This is a genomic window from Methylotenera sp. (genome assembly GCF_029945705.1).
GTDB lineage: Bacteria > Pseudomonadota > Gammaproteobacteria > Burkholderiales > Methylophilaceae > Methylotenera.
Genome location: NZ_JAQSDC010000054.1, coordinates 1 through 22,510, shown reverse-complemented (window position 1 = coordinate 22,510; position 22,510 = coordinate 1). Strand labels below are relative to the sequence as shown.

Below are 22,510 nucleotides of genomic sequence, written 5' to 3'. Positions count from 1 at the left end.
ATCTTAATTATCAAAGGGCAATGCGCAATAGCTTATCGCCTGCGCGAAATGAGCAGCGACCTACTTTAGCAGTTCATTGATTTCAATATCAACTTTGCCACCATTAGGTTTAACTGCCGCTGACATACCTTGTAAATCACCTGCTTGCGGTTTAGCGTCGCCAGTTTTAGAGATTCGCGCCACGATAATCACTTCACTCGCTTGCGAAAGCTTATTCGCTGGCATTAACCCTTTACTGTCATCTAATTGATAAGTGTAAGGTAACTCTTTAACAGTAGTGCGCTCAATGGCAAGTGGCATAGCCGCGCCTTGCGCGGCACGCGCATACACAAATACCGTAGCAGCAGGGTCAAGATTGGCGGCTAGCGCTGGTGCTATTTTAACCATCCCACTAACACCTTGAGCGGCTGGCGCGGTTGGCGCATTACTAGCTACAGGTACTTTAATACCCGCTAATCGATACACTTCATCTAACGAAGCCTTTACTTTAGGCGCGATGTCAGAGTCAGCCGGCAATTCTTTTTGCAGATTCTGCCAATAAATAATGGCTTGCTTGTAATCTTTACGATTGGTTGCAGCCGCAGCAGCTAACAATAAGGATTTAACATGATGTGGGTCTAGCTTTAGGGCCTGATCCACTAGCTCGGTTGGTTTACCTGCTAGGTTATAACCATTCGAAACTGCTAAAGCATCTGCATAGTCGGCTAACAGTTGCGCATCATTCGGTATTATTTTTAAGGCTTTTTCATAAGCTGGAACAGCATCAGAAGCTCGGCCAAGCTCTACATAAGTTCTTGCCAATAGCGCCCAACCTTTCCCATCGGTTGGATTTTGCGCTAACTTAGCATTCATTGCTGCTAGCAGCGGTTCTACGTCACCCGCTCGCGCGCTTTGCTCTTCAATAGTTTGAGCTGCATTTGGCATATTGATGGCTGCTGGACTACCAATTTTGTAATAAATTAATAATGAAGCTAATGGCAATACTATAAATAAAATCAACGCCAATGTACGGTCTGGCTTGCTGTTGGCAGTTAGCACGTTATTTGTACCAATTTCATCAAGCATGCGTCGCTCAAGTTCAGTTTTAGCAAGCTCATACTGCTTAGCGTCCAGTATGCCGTTGGTTTTATCTTGCCCAATTTCATAAAACTGCTGACGAAAAATTGCACGCCTTTCAGCATTAGCGTCTGTGGTGACGGTTTTACTTGGCTTTAACAAAGCTGGCAGAATGAGCGCCAGCGTAGCGACTATCATTGCAATTACTACTACCCAAAATAACAACATCATGCTTCCTTATTTTATGAATTACTTATTGAGTAATTCGCGTACTTTACGGGTTTCTTCTGCAGTCAACGGCGCATCACTGGCCATTGTTTGACGTCTACGCAATTGAAGAAATAATCCAAACCCACCAATTAATAGCAAGGCAAATGGCCCTAACCACAATAAAACGGTACTCGCTTTAAGAGGTGGGCGATAGCGCACAAAATCACCATAGCGGGCGACCAAGTAATCAATAATCTCTTGATCGCTCATGCCTTTAGCCGCCATTTCACGAATCTCTTGCACTAAATCTTGTGCGAGTGCGGCATGTGAATCAGCCAATGTCTGGTTTTGGCACACCAAGCAACGAAGTTGAGTAGATAAACGCTGCACTTGCACTTCAACCGCCGCATTATTTTGCATAGGCTGCGCTTCTTGTGCACTGAGGTTTAAAGCCTGCATTAAAAAACAAGCTGCTACTAAATTTAATAGTTTATTGAGCATTATTGAGCCTGCAATTGTTTAACTAATGGAACAATTTTATCCCGCAGCGCTTCCATCGTGATGGGGCCTATTTGCTTGTAAGCAATGCTGCCCTTTTTATCAATCACATAAGTTTCTGGTACGCCATACACGCCATAATCAATCCCCACACGACCATCCGCATCCACCGCATTGATAGCATAAGGATTACCCGCCTCATCTAACCATTTTTGTGCGTCTTGATTATTATCTTTGTAATCTAAACCAATAATTGGCACAAAGTCTGACTTTGATAACTCTACTAACAGTGGATGCTCATCTTTACAGGCAGCACACCATGATGCCCATGCGTTAAGCAGCCAAACTTTGCCTAACATTTCTTTTGGGGAAAATGTTTTGTCCGCCGCATCCAATCGCACCAAATTAAACTGTGGCGCGGGCTTACCTACCAATGGCGAAGGCACTTCTCTCGGGTTTAAAAACAACCCCTTAAAAAGAAACCCTACCACCACCAGAAAAATAACTAACGGGACTAAAGCGCGTTTCATGCAGGCACCTCTTGCTCTAGCAGCTCATCATTATTTGAATTTTTATTGCGTTTTTTCATACGATAGCGCCTATCGGATAAAGCTAACAATCCACCTAGTCCCATTAGAATGCAGCCTACCCATATCCATTCCACCATTGGTTTATGGTAAATACGTATACTCCAAGCACCGTCACTGAGCGGCTCACCGAGTGACGCGTATAAGTCATGAATCACTGCGGGGCTAATACCAGCCTCGGTCATCGGCATGTTGGTAACGGTATATAGTCTTTTTTCAGTATTGAGAGTTGTGCGCTCAACTCCGTTTTTACTCACTAGAAGTTGCCCTCTATTTGCGGTGTAATTTGGGCCTTGTATTTCTTCTACGCCTTTAAAGGTAAAATCAAAACCTGCTAAATGCGCAACATCACCGGGCAACATACGCACCGCAGTTTCTGATTCAAAACCTTTGACAATGGTGACGCCAATAGTGAACACGGCAATTCCTAAATGTGCAATCACCATACCCCACCAAGCGCGTGGAACAGCTCTAACGCGAGAAACTAAAGATTGTCCAGTGCCACGTAAACGATGGCGCACCATATTAAATGTGGTCGCAATAATCCAAAAAGCTAAGAACAAGCCTAAGCCGATCATCGGCGTTAAATTACCTAACCATAACGGCAAGATGATGGCTGTGGCAACACTCACGCCAAAAGCCCAACGTAAGCGCATAGCTAATTCTGGTAATGATGCATTTTTCCAGCTTGCGATTGGACCGACGCCCATCAAGAATAATGCTGGTGTCATGAGTGGCGCGAATACTGCATCAAAATAAGGAGGACCTACAGAGATTTTGCCGTAATTGAGCGCATCCAGAAACAATGGGTATAGCGTGCCGAGCAATACAGACATTGCCGCAACGGCTAGTAACACATTATTCGCTAATAGAAAACTCTCACGGGAAACCACATCAAACTTACCACCACGACCAACGGTTGGTGCACGCCAAGCAAATAATGCCAATGAGCCACCAATCACAACCACTAGAAAAGCTAGAATAAATACACCACGTCTTGGATCTGTGGCAAAAGCATGCACGGAAGTGAGCACACCAGAACGTACTAAGAATGTTCCTAATAGACTTAGAGAGAATGCGCAAATAGCAAGTAGTACTGTCCAAGCTTTAAAGCTACCACGTTTTTCAGTCACCGCAAGCGAATGAATAAGCGCAGTGCCAACTAGCCACGGCATGAAGGATGCATTTTCTACCGCATCCCAAAACCACCATCCGCCCCAGCCAAGCTCGTAATACGCCCAGTTACTGCCGCCCATAATACCCAAAGTTAGGAATACCCAAGCCATGGTTGTCCAAGGGCGTGACCAGCGCGCCCAGGCTGCATCCAACTGACCACCAAGCAAGGCGGCAATAGCGAAGGCAAATGCCACAGAGAAGCCAACGTAGCCCATGTATAGCATAGGTGGATGAAAAATCATGCCAGGATCTTGCAGTAATGGATTTAAATCACGGCCGTCTAAAGCTGCTGGAATTAAGCGATCAAATGGATTTGAAACCATCAACATAAACAGCAAGAACCCAACACTGATTAAGCCCATGACTCCTAAGATACGCGCACGCATATCATCTGGTAGATGCTTAGAAAATGCACTCACAGCCACTGACCAAATACTCAATATAAGCGCCCAAAGTAATAATGAACCTTCATGACCACCCCACACCGCTGCAATACGAAACTGGATAGGTAGTTTTGAATTTGAGTTTGAGGCAACATACATGACTGAATAGTCTTTGGTGGCGAAAGCATAGGCTAAACAGAAGAAAGCGAATGCAATCAACAAAAATTGCGCGCGTGCAAGCGGCCTAGCTAAACCCATCCACACAATGTTGCCTCGAGCTGCCCCTATGATAGGCAGACTACCTAGCGTGAGCGCCACCAGCAAAGCAAGAATGAGAGAAAAATGGCCAATTTCAGGAATCACGTTATATCCTTAGTGAATTTAATCTATATATTTATTGAATGGTGAGTATGTTGATAATGACTTAAGCCTGCTTGTTATAAATCGGCTTTTAAGCCGATTTATATACCGCTAGAGAATATTTTGTCAGTGATATTACTTAGGCATCACGACCGTTTTACCTTGTTCTTGAGCGCGTTTTAGCGCTTCTGCAGCTTCTGGCGGCATGTAGTTTTCATCATGCTTTGCAAGTACCTCACTGGCGACAAATATACCATCTGCGCCTACTTTACCTTGTGCTACCACGCCTTTACCTTCTTTAAACAAATCTGGCAAAACACCTTTGTAAACGACTGGCACCGTTTTGGCGGTATCTGTAATAGCAAAATGCACGGTTAAACCATCATCTTGGCGCTTTAAACTGTCTTTTACTACTAAGCCACCGATACGAAAGCCTGTACCATGTGGCACTTCGCCCTTATCTACCTGAGTTGGTGTGTAGAAAAATACCATATTGCTTTGGAAAGCATTCAATATCAGCATTGCCGCTAAACCTAACAAGGCCAAACCAATAGCTATCAAAATAAATCGTTTATGTCGTGCTTTTATAGCCATATTAACCTTGTGCCAAAATTTTAGATAACCGTAATGCAGCTTTACTTCGTTTGCGCAGGGATATGACTTCCCAAACGACACAAAGTGCCGTTAAACCAAAAGAAAACCACACATAAAATGCGTAGCCGCCCATATTAAAAAACGCTGACCAACTTGCCCATTGCATTATGATTTTTCTCCTGCTGATACTGACAGCGCTTTAACCCAATCGGATGCGCGCTCACGTTCTAGCATGATGCAGCGCACGCGCATCAAAGCAACGACCACGGTATACATCCAAAATGCTAAAGCCATGAGTAGCATCCCCATCAACATAGTCGCTGCCATTTTTGGCGCCGCTCCCATATTGATGCTAGAGCCTTGATGTAAGGTATTCCACCATTTCACTGAAAAATAAATAATCGGCACGTTCACCACACCAACCAGCGCTAATAAAGCCCCCGCTCTATCAGCACGACGCGGATCATCAATCGAAGCCTGCAAAGCAATGAAGCCTAAATACAAAAACAGTAAAATCAGTTCAGAGGTTAATCGTGCATCCCACACCCACCATGCACCCCACATAGGCTTGCCCCAAAGCGAACCCGTGACCAAAGCCAGTAAGGTAAATATTGCGCCTGTTGGTGCTAAAGCCTGCGCCATCATGGCGGATAGTCGCGCATTGAGCGCCAGCCCCAGCGCAGCCCAACCTGCCATGACAATATAAATCACCATAGACATCCAAGCTGCAGGCACATGAACAAAGATGATGCGGTAGGCTTCACCTTGCTGAAAATCAGTAGGAGCAACGGCAAAGCTAATATATAAACCAGCGATAGCGAAAATTGTGGCTAGCAAAGCAAACCATGGAATCATTTTTCCTGCTAGCGGGTAAAAAGCTTGTGGTGATGAATATTTAAACCAATTAATGCTCATAATTTATTTGCTCAAATTGCTCTGTAATGTGGCTGTTTGGCTTGCCGTATTTTAAAGTCGCACATATTTTACTCTACTCTAAGCTTTATTCTACCTAAGGATTATTCTACAGAGATACGTAATGCAGCCGCTGTAGCTAGTGGCGCCAACACCAGCGAGAGTAGAGAGCAGGCTGCTAATAATGACAAATGCGCCTGTGCGCTCATACCATGCTGACTTGCCGCAACTGCGCCAGCACCAAAAATCAACACTGGAATGTATAAAGGTAACACTAATAATGCCACCAACAACCCACTACCCCGAACGCCTAGTGTAAGCGCGGCGCCAATTGCGCCAATTAAACTCAATGCCGGCGTACCTAATAATAAAGAAATAATGAGCACGAATAATGCATCATTTGGCAGGGCATACTGCAAGCCAATTAATGGCGCTAGTAAGACGACTGGCAAGCCGCAAACCAGCCAGTGCGCTAGCACCTTTGCCGTCACTAATAAGGTTAGAGGCTGAGGTGCGAGTAACATTTGCTCTAAACTGCCATCTGCAAAATCGGCTGCAAATAAACGTGTAAGCGAAAGCATGCCAGCCAATAATGCCGCCACCCATAAAACACCTGGTGCGATGCTGCTTAGCACGGCAGGCTCGGGGCCAATACCAAGCGGAAATAAGCTAGATACAATCAAGAAGAAAAAAAGCGTTGTCGCAACATCTGAACGTCTACGGAAAGCCAGTAACAGATCGCGCCTCAGCACGGTCATCCATGCACCGTTCATTCACTTAACCTCAACGTTTGTACCGACTGAGCATGAATTGTGACATCCTGATGAGTGGTGAGAATTGCCATTCCTCCACTAGATAGATGCTCAGCTAACTTTGCAGCAAGCTTACTTACTGACGCAATATCTAACGCAGCAAAGGGTTCATCCAATATCCATAATTTACCTTCTGCCAACCAAAGCTTAGCAAGCGTTACTCGTCTTTTCTGTCCCTGCGATAGCACGCGTGCTGGCAAATTTGCACAACGCTCAATTCCAATGGCCGCTAATGCCGCCAACGCTTTATCTTCTGATACGTCATTACCTGCGGCACGTGCACCCATCGTTAAATTCTCTAGTGCGGTAAGGTCATCTTTAAGGCCATTTAAATGTCCGATGTAAGTCAAATTGGACAAAAAACTTTCAGACTCTTTTTTGATTGTTTGTTTATTCCAGAAAACTGTTCCTTTCTCTGGCATCAATAAGCCGCATAGCATGCGCAGTAAACTACTTTTGCCGCTACCGTTCTCACCCAGCACATAGAGCAAGCCGCCTGCTTTAAGCTCAAACCCTACATTTTTAAACAGCAGGCGATCGCCGCGTAAGCAGGCCAAACCATCTACAGTTAACATAAGTCTTGTGCCATTAACATATTAAAAAGTATCGCCAATTTCGTAAATAAAGTATTCGCCACCATTCTAACACTCAATGAGTTAGCCATCCAAAACTCAGCAGCAGCGTTTCGACTCTCAAACTCTGGATTTAATTCTCAGCATCGGCAAAAAAAGCCTGAACATCGGCCAACACTCGAGTGCGCTTGAATGGCGGCAAGCTTTGCCAAATACGCTTTCCGTAAGATTTAGTAATTAATCGCGGATCGCAAATCATCAATACACCACGGTCATTTTCATCGCGGATCAAACGACCTGCGCCCTGTTTTAAGGTAATCACAGAATAAGGCAATTGATATTCCATAAAAGCATTTTTACCTTCCGCGTTCAATTTATCCACGCGTGCAGATAAAACGGGGTCATCTGGTGGAGCAAACGGCAATTTATCAATAATCACGACACTCAATGCTTCGCCGCGTACATCGACACCTTCCCAAAAGCTTTGCGAGCCAACCAGCACGGCGTTACCCAGCTTACGAAAACGGTCCAATAACTCGGTACGTGAGCTTTCACCTTGCAGCAGTAACGGGCTTTCTATGCCATTTTCTACGAACTCTTCTTTTAATAAAGCATGAATTTCTCGCATAGCACGTAAGCTAGTCGAGAGCACAAAAGCGCGGCCGCCACTGGCTTGCAATACAGGTAGTGCTGCGGCAACTACGCTGGCGGTGTAAGACGGGCTATTGGGGTCAGGCATCTCCGCAGGCACATAAAACAAAGCTTGTTCTTGATAATTGAATGGGCTTTCCCAGTAGCCCGTTTTGGCATCCTGCAAACCCATACGCTCTAAATAGTGACTGAAGTCGCTTTTGACAGCCAATGTCGCCGATGTGAAAATCCAAGCGCGGGGTTGAGCATTCAGCTGTTTACCAAAGCCTTCTGCCACACTCAAGGGCGTGGCATGTAGCTGCACTGAGTGAGTAAACACCTCAACCCAGCGTACCAAATTATTATTTTCCGCAGCCTTCCAACGCCGAAATAAATCGCACAAAGCCTCGCTTCGTTGCCAACATTTCTCTAGCAATGGGTCTCGTGCGGCTTGGGTTTCAAGCACCATCGCCAATATCCGCAATTGATTTTGCATATGGTCAAAAGCCTCTTCGAAACCTTTTAGCGCCAAAGCCTTTTGCACTGGTAAGCGCGAGCCTTCATAAGCGAAAACTAACCTAAAGTCTTTAGCCGCCTTCTCCAGCACAGGAATCGCATCGCCTAGCGCAGCACAATCTTTAGCTAGCGTCAAATATGCAGTAGTGCAATCCCGAGCCAGTTCAAGCAACTGACTGGTAGAAACATCTTCACCAAAAAATAGCCCTGCAACCTCTGGTAGTTGATGTGCCTCATCAAAAATCACAGTATTTGCACTTGGTAATAACTCCGCAACGCCTTCATCACGCAACATCACATCCGCAAAAAACAGGTGATGATTAACCACCACCACATCAGCCTCTAGCGCTTTCTTACGCGCCTCCATCACAAAGCATTCTTTGTAGTAAGCGCAGTCGCCGCCCAGACAATTATCGCGTGTAGAGGTCACACTCGCCCAGATCATGGCATTTTCTGGCACCGAATTAAGCTCACTCTTATCCCCAGTTTTGCTATTTTCAGCAAAAGTTTTAATCACATGCACATATTTGGCATCTTCACGCGAGGCAAAGCGCCCTTCTTGCTCTGCGCGCTCAAGATGATAGTGGCACACATAATTTGCGCGCCCTTTGAGCATCGCCACAGTGACAGGCACTTTGAGTGCATCACGCACATTGGGCAAATCACGGCTATACAGTTGATCTTGTAGATTTTTAGTACCCGTAGAAATAATGACTTTTCCGCCTGTGAGCAGAGCAGGCACTAAATAAGCAAAAGTTTTACCTGTACCTGTGCCAGCCTCAGCCACTAGTTGCGTATTGTTTTCAATCGCATCACCAATCGCCAATGCCATTTCTAATTGCTGCGACCGTTCGCTATAGCCGTCAATATGCTTAGCTAAAGTACCGTCTTTTTCAAAAACTTGGCGTATGGATTGTTCACTCATAAGGGCTGTGATTATCCCACGACTTAGAAAGTTTGATGGGATGTTTTATGCTTAAACTCATCACTTAACGATGCGTTTTATTTTAAGGAAAATGTTTTTAATTCAGCGCTAATTTGCTTTTTTTGTTTAAATTCTTATAATTAACGCACATGCAAAAATTTATCAGTCATTTTATGTTGTGCCTAATGTTGGTTTTGGCCACGTCTTCGTGTGCGACAGCTGACACTATTGCAGGCAATGAACCAATGCCGACTGACGAACAAGCCGCATTGTCAGCACGTTCAGAAGGTGAAGTTCCGGAAAAATGGTCTACTCGCGCAAGTGAAGTGCTGATGAACGCGCTCAGCCTAAGCGGCATCCGTTATCAATATGGCGGCAATTCACCAGATACGGGTTTTGATTGCAGCGGCTTTGTGCGTTACGTATTTAAGCAAGCCACCAGTTTAAGTCTTCCACGCTCAGCGTTGGCAATGAGCCAATTAGGTAAGTCCGTACGCAAAAATGATTTGCAACCAGGCGACTTAGTGTTCTTTAATACATTAAAATCTGCTTTTTCTCACGTAGGCATTTATGTTGGCAATAATCGCTTTATTCACTCACCTCGCAGTGGTGGTGTAGTGCGAGTTGAGAACTTAGAAGCAGACTACTGGGCCAAACGCTACAATGGCGCTCAACGTATTGATGCAGACAAAGACGCCGCAAACATCAAAACCGCTGATTAAGACTAATTTAATTAAGTATCCATTTAACTAGGTATCCATGTGCTTTGGTCTATCGCTGTGGCCCAAATCCCGCTCTGGGTCTATGCAATCTCGCACCAACTGTTTAACTTCTTTAGCCTCAGGAAAGCGACCCGCCTCTTTGCGAGAAAAAAGCAGCTGTTGATTTAAGCTAATTTCAAAAATACCATTAGTGCCTGGCTTTAAAGTCACCCCTGTCAAATCCTGCTCAAATGTTGTCAATAACTCTTGCGCCAACCAAGCAGCACGTAAAAGCCAACGGCATTGTGTGCAATAAGTAATTTCAATGTTGTACGTAGCCAATTTAGCTGTCCTTACTGTTATACTTTAATTTGGGTTTGGTTTTTGAAGTTAAGTTTAATTATTGTTGTGGTTGCTAGATAAACTTGGAACTATTAAAGCTCAGTTTGTCATACAACTCGTTGTGTCATTAATTTGTGGGAATCTTAAATGCAAGCTAAAAATAAACATAAGGGTTTTACTAAAGTTGCTTTAGTAGGCTCAGGCTTAATCCTTGGCCTAATGCTTAGTCTAACATATTCAGCCGTAGCTGAAAAAATGACTAAACAACAATTTCCAATCGATGACTTACGTGCGTTTGCAGAAGTATTTGGCAAAATCAAAAGTGATTATGTAGAACCTGTTGAAGATAAAAAACTAATTTCAGAAGCCATCAGCGGTATGTTGACAGGCTTAGATCCGCATTCTACTTATATGGATCCTGACGCATTTAAAGATATGCAAGCGGCAACGCAAGGTGAATTTGGCGGACTGGGTATTGAAGTCGGTATGGAAGACGGCTTGGTTAAAGTGGTTTCACCTATCGAAGATTCACCTGCTTTTGCTGCTGGCATCAAAAGTGGTGACTTAATCATGAAGTTAGATGACACGCCAGTCAAAGGTTTGAGCTTAAATGATGCGGTAAAACGCATGCGCGGCAAACCAGATACGTCAATTGTGTTAACTGTTCTACGTAAAAACGAGCCTAAACCGCTTACATTTACGCTAGTTCGTGCCATTATCAAAAATAAAAGCGTTAAATACAAAATGACTGAGCCTGGTTATGCTTACGCTCGCGTAACACAGTTCCAAGAGCATACTGGCGAAGATTTAGCAAAAGCCATTAAAACCATGCACGATGAAAACAAAGGCCCATTTAAAGGATTTGTCTTAGATTTGCGTAACGATCCAGGCGGTTTATTGAATGGCGCGGTTGGTGTATCTGCAGCATTTTTACCAAAAGATACGTTAGTGGTATACACGGAAGGTCGTGCGGCAGATTCTAAAATGAAGTTAACCGTGAATGCTGAAAATTACGTAAGTAGCAGCACGACTAGTGCTTACATGAAGAAAAACAATCTAAATCCAAACAACCCATTAAGCTACTCTCGTGCAATCGCCGATAACGACTATATTAATGATTTACCAGATGACCTTAAAACCGTACCTATGGTAGTGCTGATTAACGCGGGTTCTGCTTCAGCCTCCGAAATTGTAGCGGGCGCCTTGCAAGATCATAAACGTGCAACGCTCATTGGCATTAGAAGTTTTGGTAAAGGTTCTGTGCAAACTATCATGCCAATGAACAACGGCGCAGCTATCAAACTAACGACTGCACGCTACTTCACACCAAAAGGTCGTTCGATACAGGCTAAAGGTATCGACCCTGACTACATTGTTGATGATGGTACAGACCAATCATATAACATTCATGAAGCTGATCTAACGGGTCACTTATCTAACCCTAAAGATCCGCAAGCTGGCGTAGCAAAAAAATCTGATGCAACTACTCCTGCAAAAGAGGCTGCTAAAGATAAATTAAATGAGAAAAAATATGCGGAACCTGCTGGTCCGATTGAGCCGACAAGTAAAGAAGATTTACAGTTTGCTCAGGCCATGAATTTCCTTAAAGGCAAACCAGTGGTAGTGGCTCCGCCTGCTAAAGTCGAAGCAGCTAAAGTGGATGCACCTGCTGATAAATAATAGTTTTTAACACTTAATCAATCCGCCTTTGTGATGAAGGCGGATTTTTTATGCCCGATAGCTATTTAATAGGCTTTCTAAAATATTTTCTAAGGCTAGCTAGCCCCAAGCGTTCATTGCAAGGCTTATAATAACTGTATGACTTTATTTATAAAAGAATTGATTGTAGAAGCTGACCGTTGCGTAGCGTGTGGCTTATGTTTGCCGCATTGCCCAACTTACAGAAAAACTGGCTCGGAGGCTGATTCCCCACGTGGACGCATTCAGTTGATGCGCGCAGTAGCACAAGAAATTTTGCCAAACAATACCCGTTTTAATGAACATATCGATTTATGTTTAAGTTGCCGTAGCTGTGAGTCTGCTTGCCCAAATAACGTCAATTACGGTGCGCTAGTCGACACCACCCGCGCACTCTACATTCCGAAAAATAGTCCATTTACAGCACTTACAAAGCTATTCATACGAAACCGTTTTTTTACCAACACATTTATTTGGATTATTTGGTTAATGCAAAAGTGCAGGCTTTCCAGCACACTCAAACACATCAATCCTGCAGCAAAGATACTACCAAGGGTTGAAAAACCCGTTTCATGGAAAAGTCTTAATCCAGCAAGTAGTGAGAAGAAAGGTGCGGTCAGCTTATTTTTAGGCTGCGCAGGCAATGCGCTTGATACACAGACATTACAAGCTAGCATTCAAGTACTGAACCAACTTGGCTATGACGTGCATATTCCAGCGCAGCAAACTTGTTGCGGCGGCATAGCAAGACAAATGGGCGACGCGGAAGAGTCTAGTAAGCTGGTCGCACAAAATCAGAGCAGCTTCAATACCAGCTTACTTATCTTAACCACCGCAAGCGGTTGCGGTGCTGGGCTCAATGATTATTTACCTACGCATAAAATCCAAGACATCAGCGCATTCTTAATGGCGTGTGATTGGTCTAATGTTGATATAAAACCGCTCCACAAGGAAATTTATGTGCAAGACCCATGCACATTAAGAAACGTACAAAAAAGCCATCAGGCGGTATATAGCTTACTAAAAAAAATACCTAATGCCACAGTCACCGCACTTGCAGGTAATAGCCAATGCTGTGGCGGTGCAGGTACTTACATGCTGACTCAAAGTGAAATGGCTAATAGCTTACTGAACGACAAACTAAACGCGATTACTGCAAGCAATGTTGCGATACTTGCTACATCTAACATCGGTTGCAGCTTGCATATCGCAAATGGCTTGCGTGAGAAAAATCTGAGCGTTTCTGTAATGCACCCCATTCAGATAATTGCCAAACAAATGAGGCCTTCTAACGAAATTTGAGCGTAAACTATCATCATGATAAATAGAATTGACACACTGATTACTGAGCTCGACACTGGCCTACGCACCTTGCTTGCGAAGCCACATAGCGTTCGTGCGCACCCAGATGCAAACATTGCCGAAGCGGATTTATCCGAGGCGGAAAAGAAACAAGCTGGTGCGCTAATGCGCGTGAACCATACTGGTGAAGTCTGCGCGCAGGCCTTGTACAGTGGTCAATCATTAACATCGAAAAGTGCAGAAACTACCGCTGCTTTAAAACATGCTGCGCAGGAGGAAACCGAACATCTAGCTTGGTGCGAATCACGAATCACTCAACTAGGTGGTCGTACAAGTCTGCTCAATCCTTTGTTTTATCTAGGTTCGTTTAGTTTGGGTGCGATTGCAGGTGCAGTAGGCGATAAATGGAGCTTAGGCTTTGTGGAGGAAACTGAAAAGCAAGTAGGCGCACACTTAACTAGCCACCTTGAAAAACTGCCACAAGCAGACCAGAAAACGCGTAAAATTATTGAACAAATGCAAGAAGATGAAGCCAAACATGCGAATGAAGCCAATCAGCTCGGCGCGGCAGAGCTTCCCGCTCCAGTAAAGTTTTTAATGCAAAAAGTTTCAAAATTGATGACATCATCAAGTTATTATTTATAAGAAGGTAAGTATTCAATGCAAAAATTCAGTGACGTTTTACAAACGCTAGACGATGCCTCGCATGTGCAACGTATTGAGCTTTTTAACAGCGATGGCAGTTCCGCAGGTACCTTAGAAAATAAGCCTGGCAGCCAAGGTTCGGTAAAAGTGTATTACCACCTGTTTCGTATGTATGGAGAAATTTCTCTAGATGCCGCAGTAGAAGGTTTAAGCTTATTTGCTGAGCATGCTGCCGATGCGGAAAACTGCCCTGGAAAACACCCTAATGTAGATAGACTGCTGAATCTTCTGGAAGACGAGCAGCCACTTACAGTAAAGGTGACCGAGAAGTAAATATAGGTTTTAACTAAACTTCATGCTGATGGGTGGATGGTAGATCAGCTCTAGCAAATGCCCTACCGCATCTAAACAGTAAAAACCTCGCGCGCCATCTCGGTGTGTCTTAGGCGGCTCAGTAATTTTGACACCGTTTTTCACCAAATAATCGTACCAGCTATCTACATCTTCAATAGAATTTAGCACAAAGCCTATATGATCAAGCCGTTGTTGTGCTTGCGGTGCATAGTCAACACGATGCAAAGCAAAAACATCACCTTGATTGGTCAAATAAACATTATCTGCATCTGGCTGCCACTCTATCTGCATGCCCATAATATCGACATAAAAATTGACGCAAGCTTCTAATTCTTTTACAAACAAAGCCACATGCCTGATACCGAGCATTCCGCCTGGCACTTTAGCTTCAGGCTTGTGCATATGCTGTAGGTCTTATTTCAAAATCATGTGTAATTTCTACACTCTTGCTCAACATGATTGAAGCTGAGCAATATTTTTCAGCGGATAGTTTTACGGCACGCTCTACTTGAGTTTCGTTCAAATTATCGCCAGTCACCACAAAGTGTACGTGGATTTTAGTGAACACTTTTGGAATCTCATCAGCACGCGTTGCGTCAATTTCGGCCACGCAAGCTGTAATTGGTTGACGCGCTTTTTTAAGAATAGCGACTACATCAAACGATGTGCAAGCACCCATGCCAATTAACAACATTTCCATAGGGCGCATACCAATATTGCGTCCACCATTCTCAGGTGCGCCATCCAGCACAACGGCATGACCAGTTTCTGACTCGCCGACAAAACTAACGCCGTCTATCCATTTAATTGTTGCGTGCATTTTTTCTCCTGTAGATGTGAAATTCACATCACACCTACAATATTATTTAAAAGCCAATTTATTTAACGTCTAGCAATTCAACATCAAAAATTAAGTCCGCATTTGGAGGAATTGCGCCACCAGCACCACGCGCGCCATAACCCATCTCTGATGGAATCACTAAAGTGCGTTTGCCACCAATTTTCATACCAGCAAAACCTTCATCCCAACCTTGAATCACTTGGCCACCGCCTAAGAAAAATACAAAAGGTTGTTTACGATCTAAGCTGCTATCAAACTTTTTGCCTTTGTGACCTTCTGCCGCTTCGTCGTATAACCAACCTGTGTAATGTACGGTTACGTTAAAGCCTGGTTCAGCTTCACGGCCTGTACCAACTTGTGTATCAATTTTTTGTAAATCTGTAATTTTTGCAGTCATTGCTGGGGTTCCTTTTGTAGAAGCGCTTTGAGTTGTAGCTTCCTGAGTTGATGTTTTGGGTTCTGTTGATTGCGCTTTACAAGCGCCAAGTGAAAGCACACATACACTTGCAAGCAAAAGATTGAATAATTTCATTATGTAACCTTAAAGTTAAAATTAGCTTAAATAAACTTAGCGATATGATACCGCAAACTTAACTAAGTTCATGCATTAAGGCTGCTGATGCACCCATTCAATCAAGGCGTCTTGCGCATTTCTACTTGCTGATGCTTTGGGGTGGTTAACAAGCATCACTAACACATGGCGATGATTATTCGCATCTAATACATAGCCAGCAATAGCACTCACCCCATCTAGAGAGCCAGTTTTAAGATGAGCCCTACCGTTTGATTGGCTATCGTTTAGACGCTTCTTTACCGTACCATCGAGCGCCAGTATTGGTAACGACGCCATGAATTCTGGCATCACTGGGCTATTGTAAGTACTGACCAGCATTTTACCGAGATGCTCTGCACTAATGCGTTCTATGCGAGAAAGTCCTGAGCCATTCTCAATGACCAGTTCATCAAACTTACTACCTTTATCGGCAAGCCAGTTTTTGAGCACAGCTGCGCCATTCAATTCAGTTGCTGGCGCAGTCAGCTTCTCTGCGGCCAATGTGAGCAGTAACTGGCGTGCCATCAAGTTATTGCTCCATTTATTAATGTCTCGAACTACATAAGCTAATGGGTCAGAAAGCTGCTCTAATACCTTCACTGCACTCATTGGAGTGTCTTGTATTTTTAACTGCCCACTAAACTTACCACCTAACTCTTTCCATAGTTTTTTAAAAGTATAAAAAGCATACTTTTCATCATCAAATACACTTAACTCCAAATATCGCTCACCGCAGTCTGGTGAAAATGTCCCGCTAAAAGTGACTGTCGCGCCACTTGCATTAGGCTTAACAACATAGCCAAATCGGCTGCGCCATTCCCCACAAGGACCCTGCACTAGCTTCATATTATTCACAATTTGAATTTCGTTTAATTCAAACTCTTGGTTAATATTCACACTAGTATCGGTCGCGTTAAACTTAAAGCTAGTGCTACGACCATTCACTAAAAAAGCGCTAGGTTCGGCGTTATAGGCACGCCAAGTTTCATCATCAAACGCTTTTTTATTGGCGATATTTTTTATAAAATAGCTTGTATCAATAATTAAATCGCCTTTGATTTCTTTAATACCAGCTTGCTGCACACTCATTAACATGCGCCAAAAGTCTTGCGCTTTAAAACTAGGGTCGCCATAACCCTTAATTATTAAGTTGCCTTGAAGTACACCGTTAACCACATCGCTGTCGCGATACACTTCCGTTTTCCAACGGTAGGCAGGCGTTAGCAAATCAAGTGCTGCATTGGTGGTGACCAATTTCATCACTGATGCAGGATTCATACTTTTATCGGCATTATGGCTAAGTGCTGGGCTATTGCTTTCAACTGACTGCACATAGACTGCTACATTTTTTGCTGGAATACCTGCAGCTTTAAGCGCATCTGCAACGGTACTAGGGAGCTCGGCATGGGCAGTAAAACTAAGCAATAGCAATACCAGCGTTACTTTAGGTAAGCTTTTAAACTGTCCACTCGACTTGCAAGTCAGGCTCAATAAACCCTTTAACAAATCTATTACAAAGAACATTTAACCGCCTCTAAAGTAGCATTCACCATAAAATCAATTTCATCTTCGCTAATTGTGTAAGGCGGCATCCAGTACACCGTATTTTCAATTGGGCGTAAAAGCAGCTCATGTTGCACGGCCGCTTGATAGCACTGTTTAGCGAACTGCGCATTTTGCGTATCGACATCAAACGCAAATATCATGCCTGTGTTTTTTAAGCCAGGAGTACGTAAGTGCTTAATTGGCAGGTCAGTAAGCACTTGCATTTTAGCTTGTATCAACTTAGATTTTTCTTGGTTGCTTTGTACAATATTGTCAGCTTCAAATATCGCCAAGGTTGCCAACGCCGCACTGCAAGCTAATGGATTTCCCGTGTAACTATGGCTATGTAAAAACCCCCGCACGGTGCTGTCATCATAAAAAGCTTGATAGACTTTATCTGTGGTAAGTACGGCCGATAAAGCCAAATAACCACCTGTAATACCTTTAGATAGGCAAATAAAATCGGCTATATCGCTCACCGCAACAGCGGCTTGCTCGCAAGCAAACATAGTCCCAGTGCGGCCAAAACCCACCGCAATTTCATCAGCAATTAAATGCACGTCGTACTCATTGCATATCTCACGCACGCGACGCAAATACGTTGGATGATACATGCCCATACCCGCGGCACACTGAACCAAAGGTTCAATAATAAAGGCTGCCAATTCGGCATGATGCGCTGCGACATGGTTTTCTAAAGCTCGCGCGCAACGCAAGGCAAATGCTTCTGCATCCTCACCCGCTTCTGCCAATCTAAAATCTGGGCTTGGCATTTGGGCAGATTGCATTAATAGCGGCGCGTAAGTATCTTTAAAAATTGCTACGTCCGTGACTGATAAAGCACCCAACGTCTCGCCGTGATAACTATTTTGCAGGCTGATAAATTTGGTTTTATTTATCCTCCCAATATTCCGCCAATAATGGAAACTCATCTTCAACGCAATTTCAGTGGCACTAGCGCCATCGCTACCGTAAAACGCGTGGCCTAATCCTGTTAATTTTGCAAGCTTCTCTGAAAGCTCAACCACTGGCTCATGCGTAAAGCCTGCCAGCATCACATGCTCAAGCGTATCCAGCTGTAACTTAATCGCATCTTTAATACGTGGGTTGTTATGCCCAAACAAATTCACCCACCACGAACTGACCGTGTCTAAATAACGTTTTCCGTCTGCATCGTATAACCACACGCCATCTCCACGCTGAATTGGAATAAGCGGATAAGTCTCGTGTTGCTTCATCTGCGTGCAAGGATGCCAAACGGACTTGAGCGAGCGGTGAAGTAGTGTTAAATTTTTCACTATTGATTCACCTGTAATAGACGATTAAGTTCATCTGCCGCTTGAGTTAAATCTTTTTCAATTTCACTCACTTTTAATTGAATGCTTCTAAATTTAAGCTCATAGTCATTCATTTCATACTTTAATCGTAGCAATTCATCTCGATGTAATTTAAGCTCACTTTGCGGCTTTGCAAGAAGAGCTTCACCTTCCGCCATTGAAACACTTGCCTTTTCATAAAGACCAAGTCCGTCTTCATAAGCTAACTTTAACTGGTCTAATGAATATACGAGCCGTGTTTTTAAGATCATCACCTCAGTAGAGTCAGGATTAAAGTTTCTTAAATTTTCTATTAGTTTTTTAACTGCGACGATTGTGTGTTGAACGCTAATTTTACGTTCTTCACTGTCAGATACGGTGAAGTTAGCGTCGGGGAGCATCTGAGTAGTTTCACTGACAAAATCAGATGAGAATATTCGCGCAAGATGTTGTCCGTCCTTTTTTATATCAGCATCTATAGCTGTGGTATTTGCGTTCAACTCTGCTTCAGTAAAGGGAGGATCAACATATTGCCGAGATGGATTAGACCATTCTTTAGGAAAGCTAAAATACCACTTTTCTAAGAAATTTTGCTTTGTCTCTAGGCAACGATAAGTTTTAGCCATCAACAAGTAGTCCTCACGCTTTATGGAGTTTTTTTCACTTGAATCAAACTGCTTAAACTTTTGCATATCAGCGCAACTAGGCAATTTAATGGCTAATGTATAAGCTGAATAATATTTTAAGCCGACATAAGTTATAAATATCAAAAAACCATAGACGATTATTTTTTTTATCAATTGATTCTTTCTAATTTATTTTAATTGATATTAGTTTCTCTCTGGTGCCAAATACTGACTACATGCACCAAATCAAGAAACTCATCATAACTATATAATGCAATATAGCCCGTGTTACCACGTGAAATGACCAGTTCACGCAAACCACCTTTCAATGAAGGCCTACCGATTTCTGGATGCGTTTTCAGAAGTCTAATACCGTCCATTACAATATCGTATGTGCTTAATGCAGCATCCACATTTTGCAACATTAAAAAATCCGTCAGGCGAGATAAGTCATCAAAAAAATCAGATGAATAGCTGATTGATGCCATGCAAACTCCCCAATTTATTTGTATTTTTTAGCTTGAGGTTTTGCAAGTGCTATTCCTTGGATTTTGGCACGAAAATACGCATTCACCTCATCGGCATCATAAGCCATGCCTGTGGCATCAAAATCTTGTTTTGATTCTAAGGCGCGAGCTACAAATGCTTGATACTTTTCCTTTTGCTCGGTTTGCTCAATAATAGCCTCCACCATAAACGCATGCGCAGATTTGCCTGTTTCTTCAGCAATTTTAAAAATTCGGTCTTTTAGACTATCGGGTAATTTTAAGCTGGTCGTTGCCATTTTTAACTCCTAACATCAACAAAGGTGCTACCAAAGTAACACCTTATTCCAAGCCTGTCAAAGAATTATGTGCTATAGTACGCATCTATTTGATTTAACTGTATTTATATGCAAAAAACCCGCAAACACCTAGAGCTTCTTTCCCCCGCTAGAAACGCTGATTTTGGCATTGAAGCCATTAATCATGGTGCAGATGCAGTATATATTGGTGGCCCTGCTTTTGGGGCGCGGGCAAAAGCACCAAATACCCTGGCAGATATTGCGCGTTTAGTGAAACATGCACATCGTTATCATGCCGAAGTATTTGTGGCGTTGAATACGATTTTTCACGATAACGAGTTGGTCGGTGCACGCGAATTAGTTCAGCAACTTTATGATGCTGAAGTAGATGCCCTAATTGTGCAAGACATGGGTTTGTTGGAAATGGATTTACCGCCGATTCAGCTACATGCAAGTACGCAAACTGATATTCGTACGGTTGAAAAAGCCGTGTTTTTAGACCAAGTTGGCTTTTCGCAGATTGTCTTAGCACGCGAGTTAGATTTACGCACGATTAAACAAATTGCCGATGCAACCAGTTGCAACTTAGAGTTTTTCATTCACGGCGCTCTCTGTGTAGCGTTTAGCGGGCAGTGTTTTATTAGCCACGCACATACTGGCCGTAGTGCTAACCGTGGTGAATGTTCGCAAGAGTGCCGTTTGCCTTTCACGCTGGAAGACCAAAAAGGTCGTATTATCGGCAAAGATAAACATTATCTTTCCATGAAAGATAATGACCAAAGCGCTAACCTGCGGGCTTTAATAGATGCGGGAGTCAGCTCGTTCAAAATCGAGGGGCGTTATAAAGATTTACCTTACGTCAAAAACGCTACTGCACATTACCGCCAAATGCTGGATGAAATTCTTAACGAATCGCCAGAACTAGCAAAATCATCTGCTGGCAGCAGCACTTTTACATTTACACCGCAACCTGAAAAAACCTTTAACCGCAGCGCGACAGACTATTTTGTGAATGGTCGCAAAGGTGATATTGGTGCATTCGATACGCCTAAATTTTCGGGCGAGGTTTTAGGCAAAGTAAGCAAAGTTGGTAAAGATTTTTTTGAGGTGGAAACAGACACTCAACTTCATAATGGCGATGGCGTGTGCTTTTTTGATGTGCATAAAGAGCTAGTTGGCTTGCGCGTGAATACGGTGGATGGCAAAAAGTTATATCCTAATGAAATGCCCGTGGATATTAGAAACAATACGACGGTGTACCGAAACCGTGACCATGCATTTATGCGCTTGCTAGAAAAAGACTCAGCCATACGAAAAATTGCGCTACAAATGATTTTTGCTGAAACCAGCGATGGCTTTACACTTAGCGTGACAGATGATGCAGGTCTTAGCGCAACAGTAGAATGCACTGCCGAGAAGCAAGTTGCTGATAACCTAGAGAAAGCCGAATCCAGCTTACGTGATAACTTAAGCAAACTGGGTAATACCGATTTTACTGCAACCGAAGTTTATATACAGACCTCACAAGCTTGGTTCATACCAGCCTCAGTGGTGAACAACTTACGACGCGATGCGATTGAACAATTACAGAAAGTGCGACAAGCTGCCTATGTGCGCCCACTACTTAAACCAGCCGCAGTGCCAGCAGCAATTTTTCCAGAAGATACGCTCAGTTATTTAGCCAATGTTTACAACCAAAAAGCGCGCACTTTTTACGAGAAGCACGGCGTAAAACTGATTGCGTCAGCCTATGAAGCGAACAAAGAGCTAGGCGAAGTGCCGTTGATGATCACCAAGCACTGCTTACGTTTTAGTCACGGTCTTTGCCCAAAAGAGGCCAAAGGTGTGATTGGCGTGCAAGGCACAGTCACGGCGGAACCGATGACACTCATCAATGGCAATGACAGGTTCACGCTAAAATTTGATTGCAAACCCTGTGAAATGCACGTGATGGGCAGCATTCGTAAACCAGTGATAAAAATGGGGCCTCCACAAACGATGATGTTTCACGCGAAAAGGCCTTAATGGCGCATTTGTATTTAAGATTTTTTGATCATCGAATCTAAGCTGAATGAACCTGCGCCTGCCACACTGAAATACAAAAACACAAAGCTAAACATGACCGCTAGCTCGCCCTGATTTAAGATGGGTAAGAATCCACCTGGTGCATGTGCCATAAAATAAGCCACAGCCATTTGACCAGATAAAATAAAAGCGGCTGGTCGAGTAAACAAACCAATCATCACCAATGTGCCGCCCACTAACTCAAGTACGCCCGCAAGCCCCATTAAAGACACGAGCTGTAAACCGTCAAACATAGCAACATGCGGCATACCTAATAGTTTTGCAGAACCATGTTGTAGGAAAAGGAAGCCAGTGACAATGCGAAGTAAGCCTAAAATACAAGGCGCCCATTTACTGCAAAATTGACTATTAAACATATAAACCTTTCTTGGTATACAGAACGTGAAAATATAACTTTAAACTTAGTATTTATAACCAAAGTATTATAAAAAATTGGGGCTGTCCTAGATAACACATAAAATGTTATAAGGATGGCATGAGAAAGAGC

General features: G+C 43.4%; 26 protein-coding genes. 6 read left to right on the top strand and 20 right to left on the bottom strand.

The features are described from left to right. Window positions 1–60: 60 nt before the first annotated feature. The 10 genes from ccmI to PSU78_RS11955 form a co-directional block, all read right to left on the bottom strand. Complete coding sequence (gene ccmI, locus PSU78_RS12000; protein ID WP_300388311.1) at window positions 61–1,284, bottom strand: c-type cytochrome biogenesis protein CcmI; 1,224 nt, start codon at window positions 1,282–1,284, stop codon at window positions 61–63. 21 nt (window positions 1,285–1,305) lie between these two features. Next, entirely contained in the window at window positions 1,306–1,767 is a 462-nt protein-coding gene (locus PSU78_RS11995; protein WP_300388309.1) for a cytochrome c-type biogenesis protein, read from the bottom strand. Next, entirely contained in the window at window positions 1,767–2,294 is a 528-nt protein-coding gene (locus PSU78_RS11990) for a DsbE family thiol:disulfide interchange protein (protein WP_300388307.1), read from the bottom strand. The genes PSU78_RS11995 and PSU78_RS11990 overlap by 1 nt, the downstream gene beginning before the upstream one ends. After that, window positions 2,291–4,273 carry a heme lyase CcmF/NrfE family subunit gene (locus PSU78_RS11985; RefSeq protein WP_300388305.1) on the bottom strand — a complete coding sequence of 661 codons (1,983 nt, stop codon included), beginning with the start codon at window positions 4,271–4,273 and terminating at the stop codon, window positions 2,291–2,293. Before PSU78_RS11985 ends, PSU78_RS11990 begins: the two co-directional genes overlap by 4 nt. Before the next feature lie 132 nt (window positions 4,274–4,405). Next, window positions 4,406–4,858: a cytochrome c maturation protein CcmE gene (gene ccmE, locus PSU78_RS11980; RefSeq protein ID WP_300388423.1), complete on the bottom strand. Its 453-nt coding sequence runs from the start codon at window positions 4,856–4,858 to the stop codon at window positions 4,406–4,408. Window positions 4,859–4,865: 7 nt separating this feature from the next. After that, window positions 4,866–5,030: a heme exporter protein CcmD gene (ccmD, locus tag PSU78_RS11975; protein WP_013147144.1), complete on the bottom strand. Its 165-nt coding sequence runs from the start codon at window positions 5,028–5,030 to the stop codon at window positions 4,866–4,868. Continuing rightward, window positions 5,030–5,779: a heme ABC transporter permease CcmC gene (ccmC, locus tag PSU78_RS11970; RefSeq protein ID WP_300388301.1), complete on the bottom strand. Its 750-nt coding sequence runs from the start codon at window positions 5,777–5,779 to the stop codon at window positions 5,030–5,032. The genes ccmD and ccmC overlap by 1 nt, the downstream gene beginning before the upstream one ends. A gap of 101 nt (window positions 5,780–5,880) precedes the next feature. After that, entirely contained in the window at window positions 5,881–6,549 is a 669-nt protein-coding gene (ccmB, locus tag PSU78_RS11965) for a heme exporter protein CcmB (RefSeq protein ID WP_300388299.1), read from the bottom strand. Continuing rightward, window positions 6,546–7,163 (bottom strand): cytochrome c biogenesis heme-transporting ATPase CcmA, encoded by a 618-nt coding sequence (ccmA, locus tag PSU78_RS11960; protein WP_300388297.1) that lies wholly within the window; start codon window positions 7,161–7,163, stop codon window positions 6,546–6,548. Before ccmA ends, ccmB begins: the two co-directional genes overlap by 4 nt. A gap of 130 nt (window positions 7,164–7,293) precedes the next feature. After that, entirely contained in the window at window positions 7,294–9,231 is a 1,938-nt protein-coding gene (locus tag PSU78_RS11955) for an ATP-dependent DNA helicase (protein ID WP_300388296.1), read from the bottom strand. 149 nt (window positions 9,232–9,380) lie between these two features. On the opposite strand from PSU78_RS11955, the gene PSU78_RS11950 reads away from it, so the two are divergent. Continuing rightward, window positions 9,381–9,953 carry a C40 family peptidase gene (locus tag PSU78_RS11950; RefSeq protein ID WP_300388294.1) on the top strand — a complete coding sequence of 191 codons (573 nt, stop codon included), beginning with the start codon at window positions 9,381–9,383 and terminating at the stop codon, window positions 9,951–9,953. Window positions 9,954–9,980: 27 nt separating this feature from the next. On the opposite strand, the gene PSU78_RS11945 is transcribed toward PSU78_RS11950, so the two are convergent. After that, complete coding sequence (locus PSU78_RS11945) at window positions 9,981–10,274, bottom strand: SelT/SelW/SelH family protein (protein WP_300388292.1); 294 nt, start codon at window positions 10,272–10,274, stop codon at window positions 9,981–9,983. A gap of 147 nt (window positions 10,275–10,421) precedes the next feature. On the opposite strand from PSU78_RS11945, the gene PSU78_RS11940 reads away from it, so the two are divergent. The 4 genes from PSU78_RS11940 to PSU78_RS11925 all read left to right on the top strand — a co-directional run bounded on the left by PSU78_RS11940 (window position 10,422) and on the right by PSU78_RS11925 (window position 14,252). After that, window positions 10,422–11,954, top strand: coding sequence for a S41 family peptidase (locus tag PSU78_RS11940; RefSeq protein WP_300388291.1), 1,533 nt, complete (start codon window positions 10,422–10,424; stop codon window positions 11,952–11,954). A 138-nt stretch (window positions 11,955–12,092) separates the two neighbouring features. Next, window positions 12,093–13,274 carry a (Fe-S)-binding protein gene (locus PSU78_RS11935; RefSeq protein WP_300388289.1) on the top strand — a complete coding sequence of 394 codons (1,182 nt, stop codon included), beginning with the start codon at window positions 12,093–12,095 and terminating at the stop codon, window positions 13,272–13,274. 15 nt (window positions 13,275–13,289) lie between these two features. Further along, complete coding sequence (gene coq7 / locus PSU78_RS11930; protein ID WP_300388287.1) at window positions 13,290–13,919, top strand: 2-polyprenyl-3-methyl-6-methoxy-1,4-benzoquinone monooxygenase; 630 nt, start codon at window positions 13,290–13,292, stop codon at window positions 13,917–13,919. Window positions 13,920–13,934: 15 nt separating this feature from the next. After that, window positions 13,935–14,252, top strand: a complete 318-nt coding sequence (locus tag PSU78_RS11925; protein WP_300388285.1) for a DUF2322 family protein — start codon at window positions 13,935–13,937, stop codon at window positions 14,250–14,252. Window positions 14,253–14,261: 9 nt separating this feature from the next. On the opposite strand, the gene PSU78_RS11920 is transcribed toward PSU78_RS11925, so the two are convergent. The 8 genes from PSU78_RS11920 to PSU78_RS11885 all read right to left on the bottom strand — a co-directional run bounded on the left by PSU78_RS11920 (window position 14,262) and on the right by PSU78_RS11885 (window position 19,938). Continuing rightward, complete coding sequence (locus tag PSU78_RS11920; RefSeq protein ID WP_300388283.1) at window positions 14,262–14,675, bottom strand: VOC family protein; 414 nt, start codon at window positions 14,673–14,675, stop codon at window positions 14,262–14,264. Next, window positions 14,662–15,093 (bottom strand): OsmC family protein, encoded by a 432-nt coding sequence (locus tag PSU78_RS11915; protein ID WP_300388281.1) that lies wholly within the window; start codon window positions 15,091–15,093, stop codon window positions 14,662–14,664. Before PSU78_RS11915 ends, PSU78_RS11920 begins: the two co-directional genes overlap by 14 nt. A gap of 58 nt (window positions 15,094–15,151) precedes the next feature. Continuing rightward, the gene (locus tag PSU78_RS11910; RefSeq protein ID WP_300388279.1) at window positions 15,152–15,646 is read right to left on the bottom strand and encodes an FKBP-type peptidyl-prolyl cis-trans isomerase; all 495 of its coding nucleotides are present in this window, start codon (window positions 15,644–15,646) and stop codon (window positions 15,152–15,154) included. A gap of 75 nt (window positions 15,647–15,721) precedes the next feature. Continuing rightward, the gene (gene dacB / locus PSU78_RS11905) at window positions 15,722–17,191 is read right to left on the bottom strand and encodes a D-alanyl-D-alanine carboxypeptidase/D-alanyl-D-alanine-endopeptidase (RefSeq protein ID WP_300388277.1); all 1,470 of its coding nucleotides are present in this window, start codon (window positions 17,189–17,191) and stop codon (window positions 15,722–15,724) included. Continuing rightward, window positions 17,179–18,510, bottom strand: a complete 1,332-nt coding sequence (bioA, locus tag PSU78_RS11900; protein ID WP_300388275.1) for an adenosylmethionine--8-amino-7-oxononanoate transaminase — start codon at window positions 18,508–18,510, stop codon at window positions 17,179–17,181. The genes dacB and bioA overlap by 13 nt, the downstream gene beginning before the upstream one ends. After that, a complete protein-coding gene (locus PSU78_RS11895) occupies window positions 18,510–19,328 on the bottom strand; it encodes a hypothetical protein (protein WP_300388274.1) in 819 nt (272 codons plus the stop codon). Before PSU78_RS11895 ends, bioA begins: the two co-directional genes overlap by 1 nt. 20 nt (window positions 19,329–19,348) lie before the next feature. Beyond that, entirely contained in the window at window positions 19,349–19,642 is a 294-nt protein-coding gene (locus PSU78_RS11890) for a type II toxin-antitoxin system RelE/ParE family toxin (protein ID WP_300388272.1), read from the bottom strand. Window positions 19,643–19,656: 14 nt separating this feature from the next. After that, on the bottom strand, window positions 19,657–19,938 hold the full coding sequence (locus PSU78_RS11885; RefSeq protein ID WP_300388270.1) for a hypothetical protein: 282 nt from the start codon (window positions 19,936–19,938) through the stop codon (window positions 19,657–19,659). 108 nt (window positions 19,939–20,046) lie between these two features. Here PSU78_RS11885 and PSU78_RS11880 point away from each other — a divergent pair, with 108 nt between their 5' ends. After that, window positions 20,047–21,963: a U32 family peptidase gene (locus tag PSU78_RS11880; protein WP_300388268.1), complete on the top strand. Its 1,917-nt coding sequence runs from the start codon at window positions 20,047–20,049 to the stop codon at window positions 21,961–21,963. Window positions 21,964–21,977: 14 nt separating this feature from the next. On the opposite strand, the gene PSU78_RS11875 is transcribed toward PSU78_RS11880, so the two are convergent. Further along, on the bottom strand, window positions 21,978–22,379 hold the full coding sequence (locus PSU78_RS11875) for a DoxX family protein (protein WP_300388266.1): 402 nt from the start codon (window positions 22,377–22,379) through the stop codon (window positions 21,978–21,980). Between the last annotated feature and the right edge of the window lie 131 nt (window positions 22,380–22,510).

Excerpts from the sequence above, each read along its gene's own strand:
- PSU78_RS11950 (WP_300388294.1), top strand. The coding sequence starts at position 9,381 with ATGCAAAAATTTATCAGTCATTTTATGTTGTGCCTAATGTTGGTTTTG.
- PSU78_RS11955 (WP_300388296.1), bottom strand. The coding sequence starts at position 9,231 with ATGAGTGAACAATCCATACGCCAAGTTTTTGAAAAAGACGGTACTTTA.
- PSU78_RS11940 (WP_300388291.1), top strand. The coding sequence starts at position 10,422 with ATGCAAGCTAAAAATAAACATAAGGGTTTTACTAAAGTTGCTTTAGTA.
- ccmC (WP_300388301.1), bottom strand. The coding sequence starts at position 5,779 with ATGAGCATTAATTGGTTTAAATATTCATCACCACAAGCTTTTTACCCG.
- PSU78_RS11890 (WP_300388272.1), bottom strand. The coding sequence starts at position 19,642 with ATGGCATCAATCAGCTATTCATCTGATTTTTTTGATGACTTATCTCGC.
- ccmB (WP_300388299.1), bottom strand. The coding sequence starts at position 6,549 with ATGAACGGTGCATGGATGACCGTGCTGAGGCGCGATCTGTTACTGGCT.
- ccmD (WP_013147144.1), bottom strand. The coding sequence starts at position 5,030 with ATGCAATGGGCAAGTTGGTCAGCGTTTTTTAATATGGGCGGCTACGCA.
- PSU78_RS11995 (WP_300388309.1), bottom strand. The coding sequence starts at position 1,767 with ATGCTCAATAAACTATTAAATTTAGTAGCAGCTTGTTTTTTAATGCAG.
- ccmI (WP_300388311.1), bottom strand. The coding sequence starts at position 1,284 with ATGTTGTTATTTTGGGTAGTAGTAATTGCAATGATAGTCGCTACGCTG.
- coq7 (WP_300388287.1), top strand. The coding sequence starts at position 13,290 with ATGATAAATAGAATTGACACACTGATTACTGAGCTCGACACTGGCCTA.
- PSU78_RS11915 (WP_300388281.1), bottom strand. The coding sequence starts at position 15,093 with ATGCACGCAACAATTAAATGGATAGACGGCGTTAGTTTTGTCGGCGAG.
- PSU78_RS11925 (WP_300388285.1), top strand. The coding sequence starts at position 13,935 with ATGCAAAAATTCAGTGACGTTTTACAAACGCTAGACGATGCCTCGCAT.
- PSU78_RS11885 (WP_300388270.1), bottom strand. The coding sequence starts at position 19,938 with ATGGCAACGACCAGCTTAAAATTACCCGATAGTCTAAAAGACCGAATT.
- PSU78_RS11910 (WP_300388279.1), bottom strand. The coding sequence starts at position 15,646 with ATGAAATTATTCAATCTTTTGCTTGCAAGTGTATGTGTGCTTTCACTT.
- dacB (WP_300388277.1), bottom strand. The coding sequence starts at position 17,191 with ATGTTCTTTGTAATAGATTTGTTAAAGGGTTTATTGAGCCTGACTTGC.
- PSU78_RS11880 (WP_300388268.1), top strand. The coding sequence starts at position 20,047 with ATGCAAAAAACCCGCAAACACCTAGAGCTTCTTTCCCCCGCTAGAAAC.
- PSU78_RS11935 (WP_300388289.1), top strand. The coding sequence starts at position 12,093 with ATGACTTTATTTATAAAAGAATTGATTGTAGAAGCTGACCGTTGCGTA.
- ccmA (WP_300388297.1), bottom strand. The coding sequence starts at position 7,163 with ATGTTAACTGTAGATGGTTTGGCCTGCTTACGCGGCGATCGCCTGCTG.
- PSU78_RS11875 (WP_300388266.1), bottom strand. The coding sequence starts at position 22,379 with ATGTTTAATAGTCAATTTTGCAGTAAATGGGCGCCTTGTATTTTAGGC.
- PSU78_RS11920 (WP_300388283.1), bottom strand. The coding sequence starts at position 14,675 with ATGCACAAGCCTGAAGCTAAAGTGCCAGGCGGAATGCTCGGTATCAGG.
- PSU78_RS11990 (WP_300388307.1), bottom strand. The coding sequence starts at position 2,294 with ATGAAACGCGCTTTAGTCCCGTTAGTTATTTTTCTGGTGGTGGTAGGG.